This window comes from Viridibacillus sp. d25.2, from assembly GCF_055456015.2.
This window is the reverse complement of record NZ_CM196652.1, coordinates 445,589-468,152: the sequence shown is the minus strand read 5'-3', so window position 1 is coordinate 468,152 and position 22,564 is coordinate 445,589. Positions and strand designations below refer to the sequence as shown.

Genomic DNA, 22,564 nt, shown 5'->3' with positions numbered 1-22,564 from the left:
TAATTATAATTCTTGTCTTAATGCTTGGATGACATCAATTTTTGTGGCCTTACGTGCCGGTCTCCAGCCCGAAAGTAATGCTACTCCAATACTAATAGCTGAAGCTACAAGTATTAGTTGCCAAGGAATATCTGAGAATACAATATCCGCTTCTTGGAATTGCTTTGAATCAGTAGCCATATCAATAATAATTGGCAATAGCCAGTTTGATAAGAAACTAATACCGTATGATATAACAACTGCAATCGCTGTTCCTAAAATACCAATCCAAGCACTTTCCATTAAGAATAATCGCTGGATCAATTTCGGACTTGCCCCAATCGCCTTCATGACGCCAATTTCACGAGTACGTTCAGTAACGGCCATTGTCATTGTATTGAAGATACCAATAGAAGCAATTAATACAGCAATCGTCCCTACAAAGATTAAACCTACTTTAAATGCTAAGAATATAACATTGATTTCATCTAATTGCTCAGTAATTGAGTAAACACTTAAACCTTTATCCTTCAGCTTGGCTAATACACCTTTTACTGCTTCTAAATTCGTCGCATGTACTTTTATCTCAGGATAGAACATATCTTTTTCAGCTTTAATGTTTTTCGAATCTTTTACAGATGCCTTATAAATATTATAAAACTCACCTTTTAGTTCATCACTAAATAGTATCGTATTTTGAATAAGCCAATCTTTTGCCGGTTTTTCTGATACACCAACCACTTTGAATGATAACTCTTTTTTAATTTCCTTATCATTATCATAATCTTGTAGTTTTACTGAAATTGTTTTACCTACTAGCGATTCCTTGTAACCTAATTTCTTTTCTTGCTTAGTAGCAGTTGTGTCGTTTCCTGCAGATTCTTCATTTAACTTTTCCTGCTCTTTCAAATCTGCTTTCGACAATAAATTCTCAGCAAAATGAAAACCTACTACAATTTCATCTGGATTTTGAGGTAGACGACCTTCAGATAATTTACTTCCGATCTTTTCTTCGTTATCAAAATCAGTCATGTTTACTGGTACGCTATTTGTACGTTCCTCAAATTTTACGTTAGCCGATAGTTGAGCATTTGTTTTTTCAACCACTGCTCTGACATTGTCCATTTTACTAATGGCATCTACATCAATTTTCTTTTGAGGATCTCCGTGTACTTCAATTTCAGTCACTGTTTGATCTGTTAAGATTTCTCTTTCTATTGACCCTTGTAAACCAAAACCAATGGATGCTAATACAATTAAAAACGCACATCCCATAGTAGTTGCTAAAACAGTTGTAAACACACGTAGCCTATTTTTCTTTAAATGTTGTCTAACAAAATCTACTTGATCCTTAAATAACATATTACAATACCTCCTTAACTAATTCACCATCGTGCATTCTGAATTTGCGATGTGCAATATTAGCCACTTCTTCATCATGTGTAATAATGACAAACGTTAAATCCAACGCTTTGTTAAGGCTTTGAATAAGGAGTAAAATATCCTGCTCTGTTTCCGAATCTAAACTTCCTGTAGGCTCGTCCGCTAATAATATGGGTGGATTAGTTACCAATGCACGAGCAATACTAACACGTTGTTGCTGTCCACCTGATAATTCATTTGGATAATGATCTGAAACGTTCTCAAGTCCAACTTGTTGTAATAGTTCTTTTACCTTAACTTTACGCTTGGCCGACGGGATACCTTTAATTTTCAGCGGTAATTCAATATTTTCAAATGCCGTTAAACCAGGCATCAATTGAAAATTTTGAAAGATAAAACCGAAATTTTCTAATCGAAACTGTGCATGAGTAACCTCACTCATAGATGCTGTTTCTTGACCGTTGATAACGATTGATCCATGCTCAGGTGTCATAAAACCAGCGATGGTATTTAGCAAGGTCGATTTACCAGATCCACTCTTACCAACAATAGAAACTATTTCTCCTTTTGCCACATCGAATGATAAATCCTTCAACACAGGTACTTTCTTTTCTTTTCCCTTTTTTCCTATAGCAAATGTATGACTCACATTTTTTATTTCTATCAATTTATTTAAGCCCCTCTCCACTTACTTACTGAAATTTAGTATACACGTAGATTCTTAAGGAACAGGGAGGATAAAGATGAAGAAATTCTTAAGATTAGATATAGTGGCGTTAAGATAATAATTTTTTTATAGAAGCAAACTTTTTGAGGGACTTCTAAGTCAAAATATTGTAGTGTTTTCGCGATGCGCTATATTTGTGAAGGAGTTAAATAAGTCATGACTAAAGAAGAAAAATACAAGCTTGTAGAAGCGTTTATAATAGAAAACCAACATTCTTATTACCGACTAGCCTTTAGCTATGTCAAAAATAAAGAAGATGCACTAGATATCGTACAGGAGAGCGTTGTTAAAGCACTCAAATCAATCGATTATATAGAACAAATTGAATATATTAAAACGTGGTTTTACCGAATTTTAATCAATACATCCATAGATTATATAAAGAAAAACAAACGAACAATCGCCTCTCCAGATGAAATACTAGATCTTCAGTTACCAAACCAAGAAAATGAATTACATGATTTAGATTTATATGACGCCATTGATCATTTACCCATAACATACAAAACCATTATTATCTTGCGCTTCTTCGAGGATATGAAAATCGATGATATTGCCAAAATGCTCGGGGAAAATAGCAACACAATTAAAACAAGGCTATATGCCGCATTGCGTAAGCTACGCATAGAAATGAAAGAGGATGTGGAATCATGAGTAAAATTAACGACGCCAAAAAAAAATTCGACAATATTGAAATTCCTGATGAACTAAATTTTGTTGTCCAAAAAGCGATAAAGGAAGCTAACCCAATGAAAAACAATAAACGAAAAACAATAAACCCTATTAAAAACTTTGGTTTAGGGGCTGCAGCTGCTGCAGTATTATTCGCAGGTAGTGTAAACATCAGTCCAGCCTTTGCACAATCAATGGCTAATATCCCTGTCTTAAACTCAATTGTCAAAGTTATCACAGTAAACGAATTAGCTGATGGTAATGACAATTCACAAGCCAACATTTCAACTCCTCAAATTACAGGCCTTGAAAACAAAGAACTGGAACAAACATTAAATTCTAAATACGAACAAGAAAATGCTAAACTATATGCACAATTCAAAAAAAATATGGCTAAAATTGAGGAACAAGGCGGAGGACATTTAGGTGTAGATGCGGGCTACAAAGTATTAACAAATACAGAAGATTTACTTTCAATTAGTCGTTATACTGTCGAAACACAAGCTTCAAGCTATGAAACAATTCATAACGATACAATAGACAAAAAGAATGAATTACTCATTACTTTACCGAGTCTATTCAAAGATAATACTTATATCGATACTATCTCTACTTATATTAAAGATGAAATGCGTAAACAAATGGCTGCAGATGTTGAAAAGAGCTATTTCATTGCAGGAGAATCAGAAGTGAACGATGGTTTTGATAAAATCAAAGCTGATCAAAACTTCTCTATTACAAAGAACAATGAACTTATTATCTACTTTGATCAATTTGAAGCTGCACCAGGCTACATGGGTGCTGTAAAATTCAAAATCCCTACAAGCGTTATACAAGGAAATCTTGTGAGTAATCACTATATCAAATAGTAAAAAGCCTTGCACACAGCAGTTGTTTCCTCTGCTGCCGTGCAAGGCTTTTTATTGTTGGATTTTAAAATTGAATCATCTTCACTGGATCTACGATTTCATCAAATTGTGCTTCAGTTAATAACCCTGTTTCAAGCGCTGCTTCTTTAAGTGTCAGCCCGTTTTTATGTGCATGTTTCGCTATTTTAGCCGCATTTTCATAACCAATGTGTGGGTTTAGTGCTGTCACTAGCATAAGCGAATTTTTTACAAAATGGTCTAGTTTTTCTTCATTTGCTTCTATACCTACTAAACAGTGTTCGTTGAAGCTACGAATGACATCACTTAACAAATGAACGGACTGCATGAAGTTATAAAGAATAACCGGTTTAAATACATTGAGTTCGAAGTTTCCTTGGCTTGCAGCAATTCCAATAGTCACATCGTTGCCCATAACTTGCGTTGCAACCATCGTTACAGCCTCACATTGTGTCGGGTTCACTTTTCCTGGCATAATAGAACTACCTGGTTCATTTTCAGGAATCGTTATTTCGCCAATTCCACTACGCGGTCCACTTGCAAGCCAGCGTACATCGTTGGCAATTTTCATCAAATCTGCTGCTAAACCTTTTAAAGTACCGTGTACGTGAACCATTTGATCATGGCTTGTGAGTGCATGAAATTTGTTTTCAGATGATACGAAAGGAAGTCCTGTTTCTTCATCTAAAGTTTTAGCTACTCGGTCACCGAATCCAGAAGGTGCGTTTATACCAGTCCCTACTGCTGTACCACCAATTGCAAGCTCTAGCAAATGGACTTTACTTTCTGTGATCATTTGCTCCGATTTCTCAATCATATGCAACCAACCACTAATTTCTTGGCCAAGGGTTAAAGGTGTAGCATCTTGTAGATGAGTACGTCCGATTTTAATAGTTGTTTTAAATTGTTCAGCTTTCGCCTTTAACGTTGTTTTTATTTCTTGTAATGCTGGCAATAAATCATTCGTAACAACAGTAACAGCTGCAATATGCATAGCTGTCGGAAACGAATCGTTAGAGCTTTGAGATTTGTTCACATCATCGTTTGGGTGAAGTATCTCTTCACTACCTTGGTTTTGCAAATATGCATTTCCAAGATAGGCGATAACTTCGTTTACATTCATATTCGTTTGTGTACCGCTACCTGTTTGCCACACGACAAGTGGGAATTCTTCATCCCATTTCCCCGCTATAATTTCATCAGCTGCATGAACAATGGCATTCGCTTTACTTTTGGATAAGTTACCAATTTCAGAACTAACAATAGCTGCTGCTTTTTTAAGAAGTGCGTACGCATAAATAAATTCAATTGGCATCTGTTCTGTACCAATCTTAAAATTTTCCTTACTACGCTGTGTTTGAGCTCCCCATTTGTGTTCTGATGGTACTTTTATTTCTCCCATAGAATCATGTTCAATACGATAATCCAAAATCATCCATCTCCCTTGCTTTTCTACGAAATTTATTACCTTTCTATTATTTATGATAACGCTTTCTTTTCGAAATGTCTTATGTGCTGTTTGTGGTAAAGAAAAACCTTGTATAAAAAAATACATATACAAGGTTGAAAAATACTATCAAGCTGGCATTGGTGTTGGCGTTGGTTTGGCATAACCTTCTTTATAAGCTTCATCGATTACTTTACGAATCTCTTTTAGCGACTTACCCTCTTGCGCCATTTTAATTGATTGGATGGCAATTTCTACACAAGCTACACATCGTGTTCCATGATCGTCCCAAACGATTGAGCCATCTTCTTTTACTTCTTTGACAAAGCAATTCATATTGCTTTTATGGCCAGCACTTTCTCCACAACCACAGTAACACGGTATCCATTTCAGAATCTCTGTTGCTTGACCCGTCGCTTTATATACAAGCTTCATATCTTCTGATTGTTTATCTAAAAAACTTGGTAGAACATCTGCTGAAGCTGTTGTCTCTTGTATATCTCCATTGGCTGCAGCGTGTTGATGCCCTGATTCATCATTGTGTTGTTCTTGTTTTACCGGCTCATCTACCTTGTCCTCACCACTACTGCAAGCAGTCAATAACATAGAACTAGCTAATAATAACGTAAACCATTTAAATTTCATTACTAATAACTCCTTCATACACTTTTCCCCATTGTACCTTAATAAGTCTCAAAACTTGTATGACAAATAAACAACATTATTATTATTATTAAGTAGTAGACTATGTTACAGGACTAATCAGTTCCTATTTTAGTTTATACATAAAAAGCTGACTCATTTTCATGAGCCAGCACTTTCATTTAAACTTCTTCTTTTGGTTCAACAACTGCAGTTGACTTACCTTGTATTTCATCTGCCAATCGTTCGATACTTGGACGAATAGTACCTTTGCCTGAATAATTTTCAATTAGCTCTTTCATATCTATTCCTGATGTTTCTTTAAGAGACTCTTGTAAAGTAGACATTAAATTCGTTGCGTAAGCAGTAACTTTATTGGCACCGCCGCCACCTTCTCCACTACCAGTATCAACGACTGTAATTTTGTCAATATTAGAAAGCGGGCTAGCAACCTGTTTAGCGTATTCTGGCATCATATGGATGACCATATCAAGTACTGCTGCTTGGCCGTATTGCTCGAATGCTTCGGCAATTTTGCGTTTTGCCTCTGCCTCTGCAAGACCTTTAAGACGGATAATATCTGCCTCTGCTTCACCCTGTGCACGTTCTGAATCGGCTTTTGCAAGACCATCTAAACGTACTTTTTCTGCATCGGCTTTTGCTCTTGCTTCAATACTGTATTTCTCTGCATCCGCTTGTGCTAATTGTTTCATTTTATCAGCCGCTGCGTTTTGCTCTATCGCATAACGATCAGCATCAGCTTTTTTCTTTACTTCAGAGTCGTATTGTTTCTCACGGCGAAGAATCTCTTTTTCTTCCAATTCAATTTGTTTTTGACGCTCAATGATTCGAACTTGCATTTCTTGTTCAGTTACTTCCTGTTTTGCACGTGCCGCTTCTAGTTCGTAAGCTTGGTCTGCGCGAGCTTTAGCAATGTCTTGCTCACGGCGGAATTCAGCCACTTTTAATTGGTTTTCTTTTTCTGCTTCAGCAATCTCAGTTGCACGTTCAAGTTCTGCTTTTTGAGCTTCTTTATCTGACTCAGCACGTTTAATACGTGTTTCTTTTTCCGCTTCCGCTGTTGCAATGTCAGCATCGCGTCTCACTTGTGCAATTCTTGGCTTCCCTAATGAATCGAGGTAACCATTTTTATCACGTACATCCTTGATTGTAAACGATACGATGATCAAACCCATTTTCGCTAAATCTTGTGATGCAACACGTTGGACTTCTTGCGAGAATTTATCACGGTTTTTATAAATCTCTTCAACTGTCATAGAACCTAAAATTGAACGTAGATGCCCTTCTAAAACTTCCTTCGCCTCATTTTCACGTTCTTCTTTTGGTTTTCCTAAAAACTGTTCTGCTGCTGTCGCAATTTCAGAAATTGATCCACCAATTTTTATGATAGCAATACCATCAGCCATTACTGGAACACCTTGCTCTGTATATACTTCAGGTGTAGTGACTTCTAGTTTACTAGATAATAAGCTTAGTGGTTCTGCTTGTTGGAATACAGGGAGTACAAATGTACCTCCACCACGAATAATTTTAATTCGATTTCCTGATTCGTCTGTATGTACATTTTTTGACCCTAAATAACTACCTGTTACGATGAGTGCTTCATCTGGACCTGCAGTCCGATATTTTGTTACGTAAACACCGATAATTGCTAATAATATGAAAGCTACAATGCCAATTACGACTAATAACCCTATATTTCCGAAATCCATTTCATTTCCCCCTTTAATCTATTTTGAAAACATTGGTTCATATGCTCTGACATACACCGTGCCTTCTTTTACATCTACTATAAGGACCTGTTGATTATACTCAACTTCTTCATTATCAAAACCTACAGCACGTTTTGAAATTAAGCCATTAACCGTTTCAATAACAACCTCGCCGAACCCATCAATAGGGATAGGTACAATCACCTTCCCAATTTGCCCAGCCAATGACTCATCTGTATACGCCATTGATACTTCCGCAGATTTTAATGGCAATAAAATAAAGAAATAAAGAAGAACACTTAATACGGTAGAGATAATTGTTGCCATTAAGATGATCATGATACTAGAAAATGCCGTTAAACTTTCAAAGATGAAACCAATTGCTGCAAAGAATGTTAGAAAAGAAAGAATAACCGCTGGATTAAAAAACGGAATACCTTCTCCAACACCATCAATCACATCTCCAAAAAATAAAAATAAGACCATGCATACTGCAAAAATTATTAGGGAATATAAATATACTTGTTGGATTGCTATACCAAACAGTTCTATTAGACTCACCTCTCATACTTATGTTATTTTCCTTACAATACGTTATACGGTTAAACAGCAGGAAAGTTTCATTTTTCAAATAATTTACACACTTTATATATAAATATTACTTATATTACGGGAATGTAAATTTTAGTCGAAATCATGTAAATAATGTGGGGATTCCTAAGGCATTTTGTTATGATTGTGTAGCGTCAAAAGAGATTGATAAGTTGATATTCAACCTAGGAGGATTCACATGTTTAGCTCAAAAAAACAAGACCCTTTTTTTGCGTCGCTGTTGAAAATTGCAGAAACAGTTAATGAAGCTGTACATTATGCAAATGACTTTAAAATTACAAGCATCGCAGATTTAAAAGAGCTTAGCGTATCATTAAAACAGTATGAGACCGATGGAGATAAATTAATTCATGAATTAATTTTCATGTTAAACAAATCATTTATGACACCGATCGAACGTGAAGACATATTAGAATTAGCTGTACGTATGGATGATGTACTTGATGGTATTGAAGGCTGTATTGCCCACTTTGAAATGTTCTCTTTAACAGAGGTAGACGACTATATGCGCGACTTCCTTAAATACATCGTAAAAAGTACAGATGAAATAGTCGCAGCTATGGGACATTTAACAAATAAAAAACTGATCGATATGCGTGATCATTCCATCCTCATTAAAGACTATGAACGCAAATGTGATGAAGTTCTTCGCACATCTATTAAACAACTATTTTTACACGAAAAAGATCCTATTCGCATAATTCAATTCAAAGATATTTATGAACAACTTGAAGAAGTAGCTGATTACTGCCAAGATGTTGCAAATACAATGGATACAATCATAATGCGTAACGCCTAGGAGATGTAGATATATTGGATACTGTTCTATTTTTAACCATTCTAGTTGTAATTTTCGCATTATTATTTGACTTCATTAATGGTTTTCACGATACTGCAAATGCTATCGCAACAGCAGTTTCTACACGTGCATTACCCCCTCGTGTAGCTGTCTTAATGGCTGCAACTATGAACTTTATAGGTGCAATAACATTTACAGGCGTAGCAAAAGCACTTGCCAAAGATATTGTTGATCCTTTTGCAATTGATAATGGTGTTGTAATTATTTTAGCTGCTTTACTGTCCGCTATTATTTGGAACTTAGTAACTTGGTATTATGGTATTCCATCTAGTTCATCACATGCTTTAATCGGCTCTTTAGCTGGTGCAGCAATTGCTGCTGCAGGTTTTGCTGCATTGAACTATGAAGGTTTTATTAAAATCATTAAAGCATTAATCTATTCACCATTTATCGCCATCATTGCTGGTTTTATCATGATGTCCCTTTTCAAAGTGTTATTCAAAGACTTGAACTTGTACCGTACGAATAAGGGATTCCGTAGACTACAGATTTTCACTGCAGCAGTACAATCTTTTACCCACGGTACTAATGATGCACAAAAATCAATGGGTATTATTACAATGGCTTTAATCGCTGCTGGTTTACAAACTGGTGACGATATTCCAATGTGGGTACGTATTGCAGCTGCAACTGCAATGGGTTTAGGTACATCCATTGGGGGTTATAAAATTATTAAAACGGTTGGCGGTAAAATTATGAAAATCCGACCTGTTAACGGAGCAGCCGCTGATTTAGCTTCTGCAGCTGTTATTTTTGGTGCTACACAGCTTCACTTACCTGTAAGTACAACACATGTTATCTCTACTTCTATTATGGGGGTTGGTTCAGCTCAACGTGTGAAGGGTGTTAAATGGGGCGTAGCAAGAAAAATCGTTATTACGTGGATTATCACTTTACCAACATCAGCAATAATGGGAGCAGCTATCTTTTTTGTTCTCAACTTATTTTTCTAATACCTACCTTAAAAGGTTTCCATTCGTTATTGGATGGGAATCTTTTTTTGTGCAGAAAAACTTTTGATTGATTAACGACAAAATACGACAAAATGTTTTACACTAATAAATAGAGAGTTGTTTGAGAAAGGTGGTACACATAAATTTGCAAAGCTTATCTCGGTTTATAACAAAATATTATAAATTAATCGCTACAGTTTGGTGTGCATTATTCATCATTTTCGCATACTTTGCTATTCAATTACCCGGACAATTGCAAGGGGATGGATTTAAGGTTAACGGGGACCATCAAGAGGTAATGGACGAACTGACAAAAGAATTTGGTTTGCCTGCTGAAACTATATTTGTCGTATTTGATAAAGTCAAAGACAAAGATATTAAAGCGACCTTACAGAAAATCGAAGAGGTAGAAGAAATCGATTCCATTCAATCTCCTTTAAACGTCGCTGATCTTCATAAAAAAAATATCTCCTATGCCATTTTAAATTTTGATAATACCGTAAAGGATATGTCAGTTGTCGTAACGAAAATAAGAGACAATATAAACGGTAAAAAAGGAGTTACTATTACAGGTGGATCGGTAATTTCATCGGATCTTAACACAGCCAGTCAAAAGGATTTAGCTAATGCAGAAGCAATCGGATTACCTATTGCTGTAATTGTGTTATTACTAGCATTCGGTAGTGTTGTCGCTTCCATTCTACCAATTGTAATTGGCATTATTACTGTCGTATCCGCATTTGGCATACTATCTATGTTGAGTGGACAATTCGATTTATCCATTTTCATCATGAATATTATTCCTATGCTCGGACTAGCACTCAGTATAGATTTCGCATTGCTATTTATCAATCGCTATCGTGAAGAAAGATTGCAATCAACAATTGGACAAGCTGTACAAAAAACGATTCAAACAGCGGGTCGATCAATTATCTTTTCTGCATTCTGTGTCATGATTGGTCTCGGGGCAATGATTGTTATTCAAGTGGAAATCTTCCATAACATCGCACTTGGTGGCTCAATCGCGGTTTTCCTAGCTGTCGTTGCTTCATTAACGTTGTTACCTGCAAGCATATTGCTATTGGGTGATCGCTTAAATAAATGGACCATTATTCGGGTGAAACCGAACAGCGTATCACGTTGGCACAGTTTTGCTACAATGGTCATGAAACGCCCAGTAATAGTTGCCATTATTTCCTTGATAATCTTAGGAATAGGCATTGTCCCAGTGAAGGATATGAAACTAACTATTCCACAAATGGATGCTTTACCAACTTCATATGATGCACGTACTTCTTTTGAGAAGCTACAAAAAGAGTTTGATTTAGGCAAAAATTCCACAGTTTATCTATTAGCAGAACGTGAAGATGGCTGGGGTTCTAAAGCCGGTTTAAATGAGCTCTTAGAGTTGCAACAAGCATTACAGAAGGATGCTTTAGTACTCGATGTGAAGACCATTTTTACGGAATCCAAAATCAATCACGTTGATGTTTGGCAACAAAGCATGAAAAACCCCTCTGCTAGTGAACAACTAAAACCATTGCAAGAAACATTTATACATGACAAACAGTTATTTATCCCAATTACACTGGATGCTAAAGGAGCTTCTACAAAAGCACAAGATTGGGTACGGAAGTGGTCGGATAAAGATTTAAATATAAACTTTAAACTTGGTGGAGAAGCTAAATTTAATCAAGAAATTTTTGATGAAATTTCAAATAAAATCATCGTAGCCTTATCCATTATCATAGTTTCAACATTTTTTATTCTAATGCTTGCATTTCGTTCTGTATTAATTCCGATAAAAGCGATTTTAATGAATATAATTGGTTTATCATCTGCTTTTGGGATTCTCGTTTATATCTTCCAATATGGAAGTTTTGGAATAGAGGAAGGGACAATTGTATTGATCATACCTGTTATCACGTTCTGTCTTGTATTCGGCTTAAGTATGGACTATGAAGTATTCCTTATTTCAAGAATTCAAGAAGAGTATGAAAAAGGTGCGAGTAATACACGCGCTACGATTGACGGACTTACCTCTACAAGTAAAATCATTACATCTGCTGCATTAATTATGATTGTTATTACCGGAGCTTTTGCCTTCACTGATGTAATGCCCGTGAAGCAAATTGGAGTAGGTATAGCCATAGCAATCGCTATAGATGCTACGATTATACGTTTAATGCTTGTACCCAGTCTTATGAAATTATTAGGTGACTGGAACTGGTGGATGCCGTTCCAAAAGAAAAATCATAAATAAAAAAGAGGGGCTGTCCCAAAAGTCGGTGAAAACCGACTTTTGAGTGCAGCCCTATTTCTTTAAATTTAAATACAAAAAAATCGCCTTTTCTTGTAAAATGTAAGTGACAAAACAAACAATTACGGAAAGGGCGATTTTTTATGAGCAATCCAAAGACTACTAACGAAAATTATAACATGACTCAAACAACGCTTCCACTAGAAATTGGGGAAGAAACTCTCGTTTCTAGAAATCAAAATGAAAACCCTACATTCATTCCATATAATAACCAACAAAGTATATGCCTCTTCGATCTTCAAGACCTTATTCCAATTAATCATATTGCGCGAGTAGTGGATGAAATGATCGAAGGAATAGACGATGAATACTTCTTCGAACCATACAAAGGTGGTGGTCGCAGTGCATATCATCCTAAAATGATGGTAAAAGTCCTTCTCTATGCGTATTCGCAAAAAGTATATTCTTGCCGAGAAATCGCCAAATTACTGAATGAAAATCTCCCAGCAATGTGGCTAGCTGCGATGCAAAAACCAGATTATCGTACAATTAACCGTTTCAGAACATCGTTTATGGTTGAACGAATTCAACTATTATTTGAAAAAATGATTCATCAACTTATCGAACAAAAGTATATAACAATGGAAAACTACTTTTTAGATGGCACAAAGATTGAAGCTAACGCTAATAAGTATTCTTTTGTATGGAAAAAAGCAACAACTCGTTTTGAAGAAAAACTGAAAGAGAAAATTGATGAGACTTATCAATTTATTCAATCTGTCGTAAAAGGGGATGAATGCTCTATCGTGAGTGAGGACAACCAGTCCTCTATTACGCCAAAAGAGAAGCTAGAACAAGCAGAAGAGATTCTTACACGCCAAATCAGCAAGCAAACCAAAGAATTCCAAGATGAAACAGAACCAGAAGCCCGAAAGGAAAAACGTAGAAAGTTAAGCGAATCCAAGAAACTCAAAAAGCAAATTCGTGAAGATTTTCGTCCACGCCTTGAAAAGTATGAATACCAACAACAGTTATTCGGTGAGCGCAATAGCTATTCTAAAACGGATACCGACGCCACATTCATGCGGATGAAAGAAGATCACATGCAAAATGGACAATTAAAACCGGGTTACAATATACAAATGGCAACAGAAAATCAATTCATTCTTTTTTATACTCTGCATCAACGTCCAACTGATACACGATGCTTTATTCCACATTTGGAAGAATTGAAAAAATCATCCGTTCCGTTCCCAAAAAACGTCATAGCAGATGCCGGTTATGGAAGTGAAAGCAATTATCTCTATTCAATGGACCAAGAATTTCAGGCATTGATTCCTTATGGCACATTTTTAAGTGAACAAAAACGAAGTTATAAAAAAGACATTCGTCATGCAAGTAACTGGGTTTACAACGAACAAGATGATACATACATATGCCCTAACAATCGAAAAGTACCTTTTAAACGTTATTCTACACGTACAGATAAATATGGTTTTTCACGAGACTTCAAAATATATGAATGTGAAGATTGTACAGATTGCCCATTGAAAGCACAATGTTCAAAATCTAAAGGGAATCGACAGATTCACTACAATACCGTTTATGAAGAACTCAAAGCAAAAGCACAAACTAGCCTTTGGTCTGAACCAAACGCACAAATTTACGCTCGACGGAAAATCGAGGTAGAGAGTGTATTTGGTCATATCAAGGGCAATCGGTCGTTTCGTCGATTCTCACTTCGAGGTTTAGAAAAAGTGAGAACGGAGTACGGCATTGTGGCAATGGCCCACAATTTACTGAAAATAGCTGGAATCCTCCAGCTATTTTCACCAAAACAGAGAAAAACGAAAAAAGTTCCAAAGAAAAACAGTACGTTTTTCTTTGGAACTTTTATTTTAGGGACTTATTAGACAGCCCCTTAGACTTTAGACAAACTCGAAGAAATTCGAGTTCAACTACGGTTCTATTTTATATTAAAAAGACCGTTGATTTCCGCTGCGGCGGACGCCAAGTTGCTTCGTCGCTATGCTCCTGCACATACTGAAGCAACCTGTTAATAATCAGGTTGCTTTAAAAGTGATTAGCATACCAAGTTTTTGCTGCATTTAATTCATCGTGTGTTAATTGATGACCGTAATCACTCCAATATACTTCTACTTCTGCACCAGCTGATGTTAATAACCCTTCTAAATCTTTTGATTCTTGAGGAGGGCACATATAATCATTTTTTCCAGCACCAATCCAAACGGGAAGCTGTGACAATGCCGGTACTTTAATGTCTCTTCTTGGAACCATTGGATGATGCAAAATAGCACCTTTCACAATTGACCCATTATGAAATAACAAACTACCTGCAATGTTTGCACCATTTGAATAGCCGATTGCTACTACATTATCGCGATTAAAGCTATATTGTGTTGCTGCATTATCGATAAACTCAGCCAATTCCTCTGTTCGAACCTCTAAATCGGCCATATCAAAAACACCTTCTGCTAAACGTCTAAAAAAACGCGGCATTCCATTCTCTACAACATTTCCTCGTACACCCAAAAGTGAAGCAGTTGGATCAATCTCTTTCGCTAAAGCAATTAAATCATGCTCATTACCACCAGTACCGTGCAGTAATAACAACGTGGGCTTACTATCATCAGTACCTTTAATAAAAACATGTTGCATGGAGAATCCCCCTATCTATGTTCTATAATGAATATCTTGAATTCGAGATAATTATAGATTGAACAGTACTAGGAGTCAATGAATATGCTTTGGAACCTTGTGTTGGATGATTCTTATAAAAAAATTGAATTGAAAGGACAATCAATATAGCTACAATTATCACGACACTTATTAATGCAATAACTGTTTTTTTGCCAGACATAAATTTCCCTACTTCCTTTAGCATTCCTTTGCGAGAACTATCCGATCTCGACATTGTATGCCATTTTCAAAAATTTATTCTTTATAATTCTTTGTAAAATAATCATGTTCATTTGGATCAAGCGGTATCCACATTTTTGATACAGCGCCAGTTGACCGATGCTATGGTTACTAATTGCAATTAAAATTGACGATGACCACTAGCTATCGATTCACTAATAGCGTACTGGACAAACGACTTACCGAAGATTTATCCTTGTCACTTTTCTGCTGCAGCAACGTTCATTATTTCAATAGTTTCTCTTTTATGAGGCAACAAAACGACCACCCCAACATACTCACCCAACATACTCGCGATATAACAATTACCATCATGAATATATTGTGCAATCATGTGCTCAGACGGATCAAGTCCATTGGTGATCGTTCAGTTACCGCAAATAAACGCTATGTTAACTCATTTTTTAGACGGCTTAAAGCCTTCAGAATATAAATAGTTTTCCGCATCTTCTTGTGTTCCGAAGCTTTCCTCTAAATTGAAGCCATGATAAACATTCCAGAAAGGATCTTCTTCTACTAATAGAAGTTGGTCGTCATTACGGTTACGCCAACTTTGTTCAATTCTTACTTCAGGAACTACTTCATCAACTTCAGAAAGATACGTAAGGGAATCTTCAATAATTTCACGCAGCTCTTGCTCAGAGAAATCACGAATATTTACTAGACCGCGGTCATCTGCTTTATAGCGTAGTAAATCTCCTACGTAAACAAAACCATTACCATTTGGATGTAATTTTTCTACTACAATTTTTTTCTCATATTGGCTACCATCAAAGTGATAATTTAATCGTTTCATCGAAATTTCTTTACGTGTTAATTGAGGGAAACTTTCGATGATCGCTTGTTTTTGTTCAAATGTTAACATAATTAACTCCTTTTTCGTTTGCATTCATCTTTTAGTATAGCATTTTTTATTCATCAATTCGCTTTATAGCAACATCTTGTCCATCTTTAGTTAATAAAAATACATCGGGGTTTCTCATAGCTTTCCAACCTGTGAAGCCAAAATCCGGATTGTATTTTGTGATGAGTAAGGATAAAATATTGCCATGTGAAATAATTGCGGAATCCTCAATAGATGACTCGAATAGTTCTTCAATCAATTGTTCAATTCGTGTGACTGCTTCTTTGCTTGACTCTCCACCTATGTATTTCAAGTTTTCATCAAGAAAGGTTTGTTCCAACTTTTCAATCCAATCATCAAAATTTTGTGTACTTAATATGCGTTCAGTTAATCTTTCATCCTGTTCAATTTCTATTTGCACTTTCTTGGAAAATGGTTCTATTGTTTGGATTGCTCTTGTAAATGAACTAGAAATAATTCTTTTTATATCGTATTGCTGTAATCTCTCTGCTAACTTTTTAGCCTGTTCAATACCCTCAACCGTTAACGTCGCCTCTACTTCTTGACCCATAGCCTTACAATGGCGAATAATATAAATTTTCTTCATTAACAATCCCCCACTCTTTTGAATATTATTATAAATCATTGACATACTATTCGGACAATATTATAATCACAAACAACAATAATTGAAACAAAGACAAGGATTAGTAGAGAATGGTCTGTTTTTAAAGAGAGAGGATTGATTGCTGGAAGATCCTTATTTACAGCTTCTTGAACCTACCTTTGAGTTCATCATTGAAAAATGATGCGGCGACAGTCGTTAACATGTTTGAGAGTAGAGCTTCGCTTTAAATAAGGGTGGTACCGCCGTAATGGGTCCCTTATTTAAGGCGGAGCTTTTTATTTTTAGGAAGAGGTGTTTATTATGGCAAAACAATTTGTAAAAGATGTAACAGCAATGGATGAAGATTTTGCACAATGGTATACAGACGTTGTGACAAAAGCTGATTTAATCGATTATTCAAGCGTTCGTGGTTCTATGATTATCCGTCCATATGGCTATGCATTATGGGACAATATCAAAAATGAGCTAGATGCAAAACTAAAAGAAACAGGTCATGAAAATGTCTATATGCCTCTTTTCATACCTGAATCCCTTTTACAAAAAGAGAAGGATCACGTTGAGGGATTCGCACCCGAAGTGGCATGGGTTACGCATGGTGGAAATGAAAAATTACAAGAGCGCTTAGTTGTACGTCCAACTTCAGAGACGCTATTTTGCGAACACTACGCTAATATAATTCATTCTTATCGCGACTTACCAAAGCTTTATAATCAGTGGGCTAATGTCGTACGTTGGGAAAAAACGACACGCCCATTCTTACGTACACTTGAATTTTTATGGCAAGAGGGCCACACTGCTCACGCTACTCAAGAAGAAGCCCAAGAAGAAACATTACGTATGTTAAATGTGTACGCTCAAATTTGTGAAGAGTACTTAGCAATTCCTGTATTAAAAGGTCAAAAAACAGAGAAAGAAAAATTTGCAGGTGCTGAATCAACTTACACAATCGAAACACTAATGCATGACGGGAAAGCACTACAATCTGGAACATCTCATAATTTTGGAGATGGTTTTGCACGTGCATTTGATATTAAATATCTTGATAAAGAAGGAAAACAACAATTTGTTCATCAGACATCTTGGGGTTTCACGACACGTATTATTGGTGCACTTATTATGGTTCATGGCGATAATCGTGGTCTAGTTGTTCCTCCACGTATTGCGCCAACACAAGTAATGATTGTACCAATTGCTCAACATAAAGAAGGCGTACTAGACTTTGCTTATGATTTAAAAGAACGTCTTGGTAAAGTGGCGCGAATTGGAATTGATGCCAGTGATAAAAAACCTGGTTGGAAATTCAATGAGTACGAAATGAAAGGTATACCGTTACGTCTAGAAGTAGGGCCAAAAGACATTGAAAATAATCAAGTGGTTTTAGCTCGTCGTGACTCCGGAGAAAAAATTATCGTGCCACTTGATGAACTAGAATCAAAATTACCATCATTACTAGAAGAAATTCAAAATGATTTATACAATAAAGCTCTAAATCATCGTAAAGAAAATACATTTACCGTTCAGACATTTGATGCATTCAAAATTCAACTTGAAGAAAAACAAGGATTCATCAAAGCTATGTGGTGTGGTAATCAAGCTTGTGAAGATAAAATAAAAGAAGAAACAAGTGCAACTTCACGTTGTATACCATTCGAACAACAACAGATCTCAGAAACATGTATCTGTTGCGACAAACCAGCAGAAAAAATGGTCGTATGGGCAAAGGCATACTAAATGCTGAAGGCGCTCGTATAGCTGCGAGGTCGTTGGAAGGCGGAAGCCAAAGTCGCTCTTAGACTTTGAGCGCCCGACTGAAACGACCCAAGCAGCTAGCGCCTGAAGCTGGATAATTCTAAATGCTGAAGCGGCCCGTTCAGCCCCGACAAGCACTGGAAGGCTCGAATCAAAAGCATCACTTCAGCTTTTGACCGAGAGACTGAAGTGACCTCGAGGGGCTGGCCGCTGAAGCTGGATATGCTGGTTAAGGTATACAACCTAAGTTCGCGACGTCCTGTCGCAACGGTTGCATGACCAACATCCTGTTGGCCCTAGTCACCCATGCAATAACCGCTTAACTTAAAAAAGAACAAAAAAGCACGTTGCAAACGCAACGTGCTTTTCTTATAGAGCCTCACTTAATTTAGCCAATACATGATCCATATAAGATGCATTATGCTCAACAAAATCAGCGTGTGTAGCATTTTTCACAAGAGGTACTTTCTCTCCCTCTTCATTTACTTCAAAACCTTCGACATATAAGGTACTACTCCTACCCGAGTAAAAATCATGCACTGTTCTAAGCTCTGCTCGAACGATGCCAGCAACTTCTTCCTCTTGCAATTGGAATCCATCAAAGTCTGTATCACTAAACGCATAGTACACATGTGCAAATTCCATATCAATCATCGGTGGCTGTTGGATACTTGTTTCAAATACTCCGAGCTTTTTCATATCATTAACCGTAAGTGGGAGACCAAGCTCTTCCTGTAATTCACGAATACCATCCTCAGCTCGCTCACTCGCTAGTAAATGCCCAGCCGCTGTAATATCAAACTGACTTGCATAATCTTTCTTACAAGCACTTCTGAGTTGAAAATAAAGATAAAACTGTCCTTCTATCTTACTAACAAGCCAGCAATGGAAAGTCTCATGCCATAAACCTTTTGCATGAACCTCCGCTCTAGTTGCCTCACCGATATGTTCATGGTTTCTATTAAATATCCTTAATAGTTCACTATCCATTGCGATCACCTAAACATTTTTCGTGGCGGCTGAACGGATCGCTTTTCTATGTTCATAAATATTTTTCACAATAACTTTCCCAACAGCATAAGCTGGTACACCTAATAAAATGCCTAGGAATCCAGCTATGTTACCTGCGGCTAAAATAATTGTAATTACAGTGAGTGGATGTATATCTAGTGATTTCCCCATAACATTTGGAGTAATTAAATTACTATCAATTTGTTGTGCGACTAATGTGACTACGCACACCCAAATGGCTAGCTTTGGATCTTGTAAAAAGCCAATTATTAGCGCTGGTACAAAAGCAATCCATGGCCCAATGAATGGAATAACATTCATAAAAAATGCAAAAACGACTAATAACAACGCGTAATCTAATCCAATAATTAAATAGCCGATATACATCATAGTTGCTAATAACAAACTGATTAGCAACTGTCCTTGAATATACGAACGAAGTACATCATCTATATCTCCCAATGTTTTCTTAATCCATTCACGACGATTCCCAGAAAACATTTTATAAATTGATGGTGCAAATTTTTCGTGATCCTTCAACATGAAGATAAAGAAGAATGGCACTAATATTAAGATAAATGTCCACGAAACAATTGTTTGTATTAATTGCACTAAAAATACGCTTGTCAACATTGCATACTTTTGTATAGAGTTTGCAACCCTATCAATCGCTTCATTTACTTGTGGAGGTAAGCTTCTACTATTATCTTGAATATAGTTTGCCATGTTCATAATTTCATGCGCAAGATTTGGTGCACTCTTTACTAAATTATTCGTTTGCTCTGACACAGAGGGGGCAATCATTAAGGCAAAACCACCAATAGCTGCTATTAAAGCGAGGATAATAGTTAAAATACTCGCCCAACGCGGAAGTTTACGCTTTTCTAAAAAACGCTGAATAGGTTCTGTTATGTAATATAAAATTCCGCCAAGTAAAAGCGGTGTGAAAATTGCGCTCGCAATAATAATCACTGGATAAAACAAATGTTGAATTTCTAAAAAATACTTAACTATTAATAAAGCGAGTAATAAACCCACGCCTGCTTGAAACCATAATTTTTTCGTCACAAAAATTCACTTCCTTATCGCCTAAAAGGCCCATTTTATCATTAAGTATACGATATCTTATACTGGAAATGAAATCTAACAATTACAATAAAAAATATAATAATACAATAATCCTAAAAAAATTAAGTAATTTCAGAGACATTGGTTGATTTTCCAGTTGGGTGTTGTTACGTTAATTAGTAGAACTTTACATAAAGGTGATGGTGTAATGAAAAACAATTGGGCTCATGTAGCCAGGAAATATTTACTACATCCATATACTCTCATTCTCATCGTATTACTTGTGAAAATAATCGCATTTCGTACGGTGATTTTCCACAACCGCTCTATAACACAAATTGTGTTAATAGAGTATCCAATGTGGGCTTTGGCACTGACACTTGTCGTCGTGTTATTTAAAAAGCGCACATGGCTTGCTATATGGATTTTTAACGCTATTTTATCTACATTATTTATCGTCATACTGTACTACACTCGGTATTTTTCAACATTACCTTCATATTATGATGTCAAGCAAATTTACCAATCTCATTCAGTCGGAGGAACCGTTGCCTTACTTGGAACCCCTTATGACTATCTATTTTTCTTGGACATTATTCTAGTACTTCCTTTGATTCGCTATTTTACAAAAGACAAACAGTCACTACACTATAATGGAGCTAGAAAAGGGCTACTTACCCTCACATGTATTTGTGTCATAACGACAGCACTTGCATTTAGACAACCACTTATTGACGTATCTTATTTCGCCAAAGAAAACGGTTACTTGCAATCGCAGGTTGTTCAACTCTATGCACGGAGCTTTGGTATCGCACTCGCTACTAAAGAAAAGCTAAGCGATGCCGATCTTGAAAAACTAAAAGGCAATGATTATGTACCATTTAACAAACACAATACATTTGGAGTTGCCAGAAACCGCAACGTCTTTGTAATTCAAGTAGAATCATTACAAAACTTTGTTATTAATCGTAATATTAATGGACAAGAAATCACACCTAATCTTAATAAATTATTAAAAGATAGTGCATATTTCAATAATGTTTACCAACAAATCGGTGCAGGTAACACTTCAGATGCAGAATGGGTTATGCATACAGGACTTTATCCTGAAGGAATGGATCCTACTGTTAACTTGTTAAAAGATACTGAAGTTGCATCCTTGCCACAAATGCTAAGTTCTAAAGGTTATGGTACAGCGACATTTCATGCAGATGATATATCGTATTGGAATCGTAATAAGCTATATCCCGCACTTGGTTTTGAACATATTTATACCTCTGAGGATATTCCAGAACAGCAAATTATCGGATTTGGCCCTGCAGATGAAGTAACATTCCATTTTGCTGAATCTCAAATTCAAAGCTTGTTGCATCAATACAGGAAAATTTATGCAAATATTATTACTCTAACTAGCCATACACCATTTAAGATGCCGGAAGAGTATAAATATCTAGAATTACCAACAAACTTTAATGACACTTATGTCGGGAACTATTTACAATCAGTTCGTTATACAGATAGGCAAATTGGACAGTTTGTTGCTAATCTAAAGCGTTTAGGACTATATGATAATTCTGTTATTCTCATTTACGGCGATCATTCTGGTTTACATGGAAAACCTGTTACAGAAAAAGACCAAGTACTATTGGAAGATTTGCTTGGTCACCCTTACAATTTCAACGATAGATTCATAGTACCTGTTCTATTTACGGCGCCTGGTATTTTTGACAGTGAGCAGATTACACATCTTGGTGGACAAACAGATTTAATGCCTACACTATTGAATTTACTAGGCATTGAACCTACTTCACAGCTCATAGGACACAACTTATTCCAATATGAACATAATCTACTCGGTATGCGGTATTACTTGCCAGGGGGCTCTTATATAAGTGATCACACGATGTATATCGCACCGAGCGCCCAACACCCCGCGTCATTGTTGATACGGGAAACAATGGAAAAGGCAAAACTCACGAATCGTTCACAGAAAAACATTAATAATACGTTATCAATTCTGCAATATTCCGATCAACTACGTCGAGAGCAAATCGGACAATAAGAAAAAAGCCTTATTGAATATCAAATTCAATAAGGCTTTCCTTATGCATATATAACTCTTTCCTTTAACTTTTCACTTCAACACTCTTATTCATTTCTAATAAAGTAA

At 36.2% G+C, this 22,564-nt stretch carries 19 protein-coding genes and 1 other annotated feature; of the genes, 8 read left to right on the top strand and 11 right to left on the bottom strand.

Annotation, left to right across the window (positions count from 1 at the left end):
- Nucleotides 1-3 precede the first annotated feature (3 nt).
- Together ACZLO7_RS02380 and ACZLO7_RS02375 are read right to left on the bottom strand one after the other, a co-directional pair.
- A complete protein-coding gene (locus ACZLO7_RS02380; RefSeq protein ID WP_464938997.1) occupies nucleotides 4-1,341 on the bottom strand; it encodes an ABC transporter permease in 1,338 nt (445 codons plus the stop codon).
- Between the two features lies 1 nt (nucleotide 1,342).
- A complete protein-coding gene (locus tag ACZLO7_RS02375; protein ID WP_464938996.1) occupies nucleotides 1,343-2,029 on the bottom strand; it encodes an ABC transporter ATP-binding protein in 687 nt (228 codons plus the stop codon).
- 216 nt (nucleotides 2,030-2,245) lie between these two features.
- Between ACZLO7_RS02375 and sigV the strand changes: the two genes are divergently transcribed.
- Both sigV and rsiV read left to right on the top strand, forming a co-directional pair.
- Nucleotides 2,246-2,743 carry an RNA polymerase sigma factor SigV gene (sigV, locus tag ACZLO7_RS02370; RefSeq protein WP_464938995.1) on the top strand — a complete coding sequence of 166 codons (498 nt, stop codon included), beginning with the start codon at nucleotides 2,246-2,248 and terminating at the stop codon, nucleotides 2,741-2,743.
- Entirely contained in the window at nucleotides 2,740-3,630 is an 891-nt protein-coding gene (gene rsiV, locus ACZLO7_RS02365; RefSeq protein ID WP_464938994.1) for an anti-sigma-V factor RsiV, read from the top strand. Before sigV ends, rsiV begins: the two co-directional genes overlap by 4 nt.
- A gap of 64 nt (nucleotides 3,631-3,694) precedes the next feature.
- Here rsiV and fumC read toward each other — a convergent pair whose 3' ends face one another.
- The 4 genes from fumC to ACZLO7_RS02345 form a co-directional block, all read right to left on the bottom strand.
- Nucleotides 3,695-5,077: a class II fumarate hydratase gene (gene fumC / locus ACZLO7_RS02360; protein ID WP_464938993.1), complete on the bottom strand. Its 1,383-nt coding sequence runs from the start codon at nucleotides 5,075-5,077 to the stop codon at nucleotides 3,695-3,697.
- A gap of 147 nt (nucleotides 5,078-5,224) precedes the next feature.
- Nucleotides 5,225-5,740, bottom strand: a complete 516-nt coding sequence (locus ACZLO7_RS02355; protein WP_464938992.1) for a PCYCGC motif-containing (lipo)protein — start codon at nucleotides 5,738-5,740, stop codon at nucleotides 5,225-5,227.
- Between the two features lie 179 nt (nucleotides 5,741-5,919).
- Nucleotides 5,920-7,470: a flotillin lipid rafts scaffold protein FloT gene (gene floT / locus ACZLO7_RS02350; RefSeq protein WP_464938991.1), complete on the bottom strand. Its 1,551-nt coding sequence runs from the start codon at nucleotides 7,468-7,470 to the stop codon at nucleotides 5,920-5,922.
- 18 nt (nucleotides 7,471-7,488) lie between these two features.
- On the bottom strand, nucleotides 7,489-8,022 hold the full coding sequence (locus ACZLO7_RS02345) for an NfeD family membrane protein (RefSeq protein WP_464939088.1): 534 nt from the start codon (nucleotides 8,020-8,022) through the stop codon (nucleotides 7,489-7,491).
- Between the two features lie 238 nt (nucleotides 8,023-8,260).
- On the opposite strand from ACZLO7_RS02345, the gene ACZLO7_RS02340 reads away from it, so the two are divergent.
- The 4 genes from ACZLO7_RS02340 to ACZLO7_RS02325 all read left to right on the top strand — a co-directional run bounded on the left by ACZLO7_RS02340 (nucleotide 8,261) and on the right by ACZLO7_RS02325 (nucleotide 14,067).
- On the top strand, nucleotides 8,261-8,881 hold the full coding sequence (locus ACZLO7_RS02340; protein WP_464938990.1) for a DUF47 domain-containing protein: 621 nt from the start codon (nucleotides 8,261-8,263) through the stop codon (nucleotides 8,879-8,881).
- Nucleotides 8,882-8,895: 14 nt separating this feature from the next.
- Complete coding sequence (locus ACZLO7_RS02335; RefSeq protein WP_464938989.1) at nucleotides 8,896-9,894, top strand: inorganic phosphate transporter; 999 nt, start codon at nucleotides 8,896-8,898, stop codon at nucleotides 9,892-9,894.
- 145 nt (nucleotides 9,895-10,039) lie between these two features.
- The gene (locus ACZLO7_RS02330; protein WP_464938988.1) at nucleotides 10,040-12,157 is read left to right on the top strand and encodes an MMPL family transporter; all 2,118 of its coding nucleotides are present in this window, start codon (nucleotides 10,040-10,042) and stop codon (nucleotides 12,155-12,157) included.
- 140 nt (nucleotides 12,158-12,297) lie between these two features.
- On the top strand, nucleotides 12,298-14,067 hold the full coding sequence (locus tag ACZLO7_RS02325) for an IS1182 family transposase (RefSeq protein ID WP_511261366.1): 1,770 nt from the start codon (nucleotides 12,298-12,300) through the stop codon (nucleotides 14,065-14,067).
- Nucleotides 14,068-14,227: 160 nt separating this feature from the next.
- Here the strand turns inward: ACZLO7_RS02325 and ACZLO7_RS02320 are convergent, their stop codons facing one another.
- The 3 genes from ACZLO7_RS02320 to ACZLO7_RS02310 form a co-directional block, all read right to left on the bottom strand.
- Entirely contained in the window at nucleotides 14,228-14,833 is a 606-nt protein-coding gene (locus ACZLO7_RS02320) for an alpha/beta hydrolase (RefSeq protein WP_464940837.1), read from the bottom strand.
- Between the two features lie 658 nt (nucleotides 14,834-15,491).
- On the bottom strand, nucleotides 15,492-15,959 hold the full coding sequence (locus tag ACZLO7_RS02315; protein ID WP_464940836.1) for a hypothetical protein: 468 nt from the start codon (nucleotides 15,957-15,959) through the stop codon (nucleotides 15,492-15,494).
- A 46-nt stretch (nucleotides 15,960-16,005) separates the two neighbouring features.
- Entirely contained in the window at nucleotides 16,006-16,545 is a 540-nt protein-coding gene (locus tag ACZLO7_RS02310; RefSeq protein ID WP_464940835.1) for a histidine phosphatase family protein, read from the bottom strand.
- 81 nt (nucleotides 16,546-16,626) lie between these two features.
- Nucleotides 16,627-16,826, top strand: a binding site (T-box leader).
- Nucleotides 16,827-16,866: 40 nt separating this feature from the next.
- Here ACZLO7_RS02310 and proS point away from each other — a divergent pair.
- Nucleotides 16,867-18,297, top strand: a complete 1,431-nt coding sequence (gene proS, locus ACZLO7_RS02305; protein WP_464940834.1) for a proline--tRNA ligase — start codon at nucleotides 16,867-16,869, stop codon at nucleotides 18,295-18,297.
- A gap of 387 nt (nucleotides 18,298-18,684) precedes the next feature.
- Here the strand turns inward: proS and ACZLO7_RS02300 are convergent, their stop codons facing one another.
- On the bottom strand, nucleotides 18,685-19,305 hold the full coding sequence (locus ACZLO7_RS02300) for an NUDIX hydrolase (protein WP_464940833.1): 621 nt from the start codon (nucleotides 19,303-19,305) through the stop codon (nucleotides 18,685-18,687).
- Nucleotides 19,306-19,314: 9 nt separating this feature from the next.
- Nucleotides 19,315-20,394: an AI-2E family transporter gene (locus ACZLO7_RS02295; protein ID WP_464940832.1), complete on the bottom strand. Its 1,080-nt coding sequence runs from the start codon at nucleotides 20,392-20,394 to the stop codon at nucleotides 19,315-19,317.
- A 208-nt stretch (nucleotides 20,395-20,602) separates the two neighbouring features.
- Between ACZLO7_RS02295 and ACZLO7_RS02290 the strand changes: the two genes are divergently transcribed.
- Nucleotides 20,603-22,456 (top strand): LTA synthase family protein, encoded by a 1,854-nt coding sequence (locus ACZLO7_RS02290; RefSeq protein WP_464940831.1) that lies wholly within the window; start codon nucleotides 20,603-20,605, stop codon nucleotides 22,454-22,456.
- Nucleotides 22,457-22,564 lie beyond the last annotated feature (108 nt).

Bases quoted from the DNA above. Each gene is read 5' to 3' on its own strand.
- ACZLO7_RS02380 (WP_464938997.1), bottom strand. From the start codon at position 1,341: ATGTTATTTAAGGATCAAGTAGATTTTGTTAGACAACATTTAAAGAAA.
- sigV (WP_464938995.1), top strand. From the start codon at position 2,246: ATGACTAAAGAAGAAAAATACAAGCTTGTAGAAGCGTTTATAATAGAA.
- rsiV (WP_464938994.1), top strand. From the start codon at position 2,740: ATGAGTAAAATTAACGACGCCAAAAAAAAATTCGACAATATTGAAATT.
- ACZLO7_RS02355 (WP_464938992.1), bottom strand. From the start codon at position 5,740: ATGAAATTTAAATGGTTTACGTTATTATTAGCTAGTTCTATGTTATTG.
- floT (WP_464938991.1), bottom strand. From the start codon at position 7,470: ATGGATTTCGGAAATATAGGGTTATTAGTCGTAATTGGCATTGTAGCT.
- ACZLO7_RS02340 (WP_464938990.1), top strand. From the start codon at position 8,261: ATGTTTAGCTCAAAAAAACAAGACCCTTTTTTTGCGTCGCTGTTGAAA.
- ACZLO7_RS02325 (WP_511261366.1), top strand. From the start codon at position 12,298: ATGAGCAATCCAAAGACTACTAACGAAAATTATAACATGACTCAAACA.
- ACZLO7_RS02320 (WP_464940837.1), bottom strand. From the start codon at position 14,833: ATGCAACATGTTTTTATTAAAGGTACTGATGATAGTAAGCCCACGTTG.
- ACZLO7_RS02315 (WP_464940836.1), bottom strand. From the start codon at position 15,959: ATGTTAACATTTGAACAAAAACAAGCGATCATCGAAAGTTTCCCTCAA.
- ACZLO7_RS02310 (WP_464940835.1), bottom strand. From the start codon at position 16,545: ATGAAGAAAATTTATATTATTCGCCATTGTAAGGCTATGGGTCAAGAA.
- proS (WP_464940834.1), top strand. From the start codon at position 16,867: ATGGCAAAACAATTTGTAAAAGATGTAACAGCAATGGATGAAGATTTT.
- ACZLO7_RS02300 (WP_464940833.1), bottom strand. From the start codon at position 19,305: ATGGATAGTGAACTATTAAGGATATTTAATAGAAACCATGAACATATC.
- ACZLO7_RS02290 (WP_464940831.1), top strand. From the start codon at position 20,603: ATGAAAAACAATTGGGCTCATGTAGCCAGGAAATATTTACTACATCCA.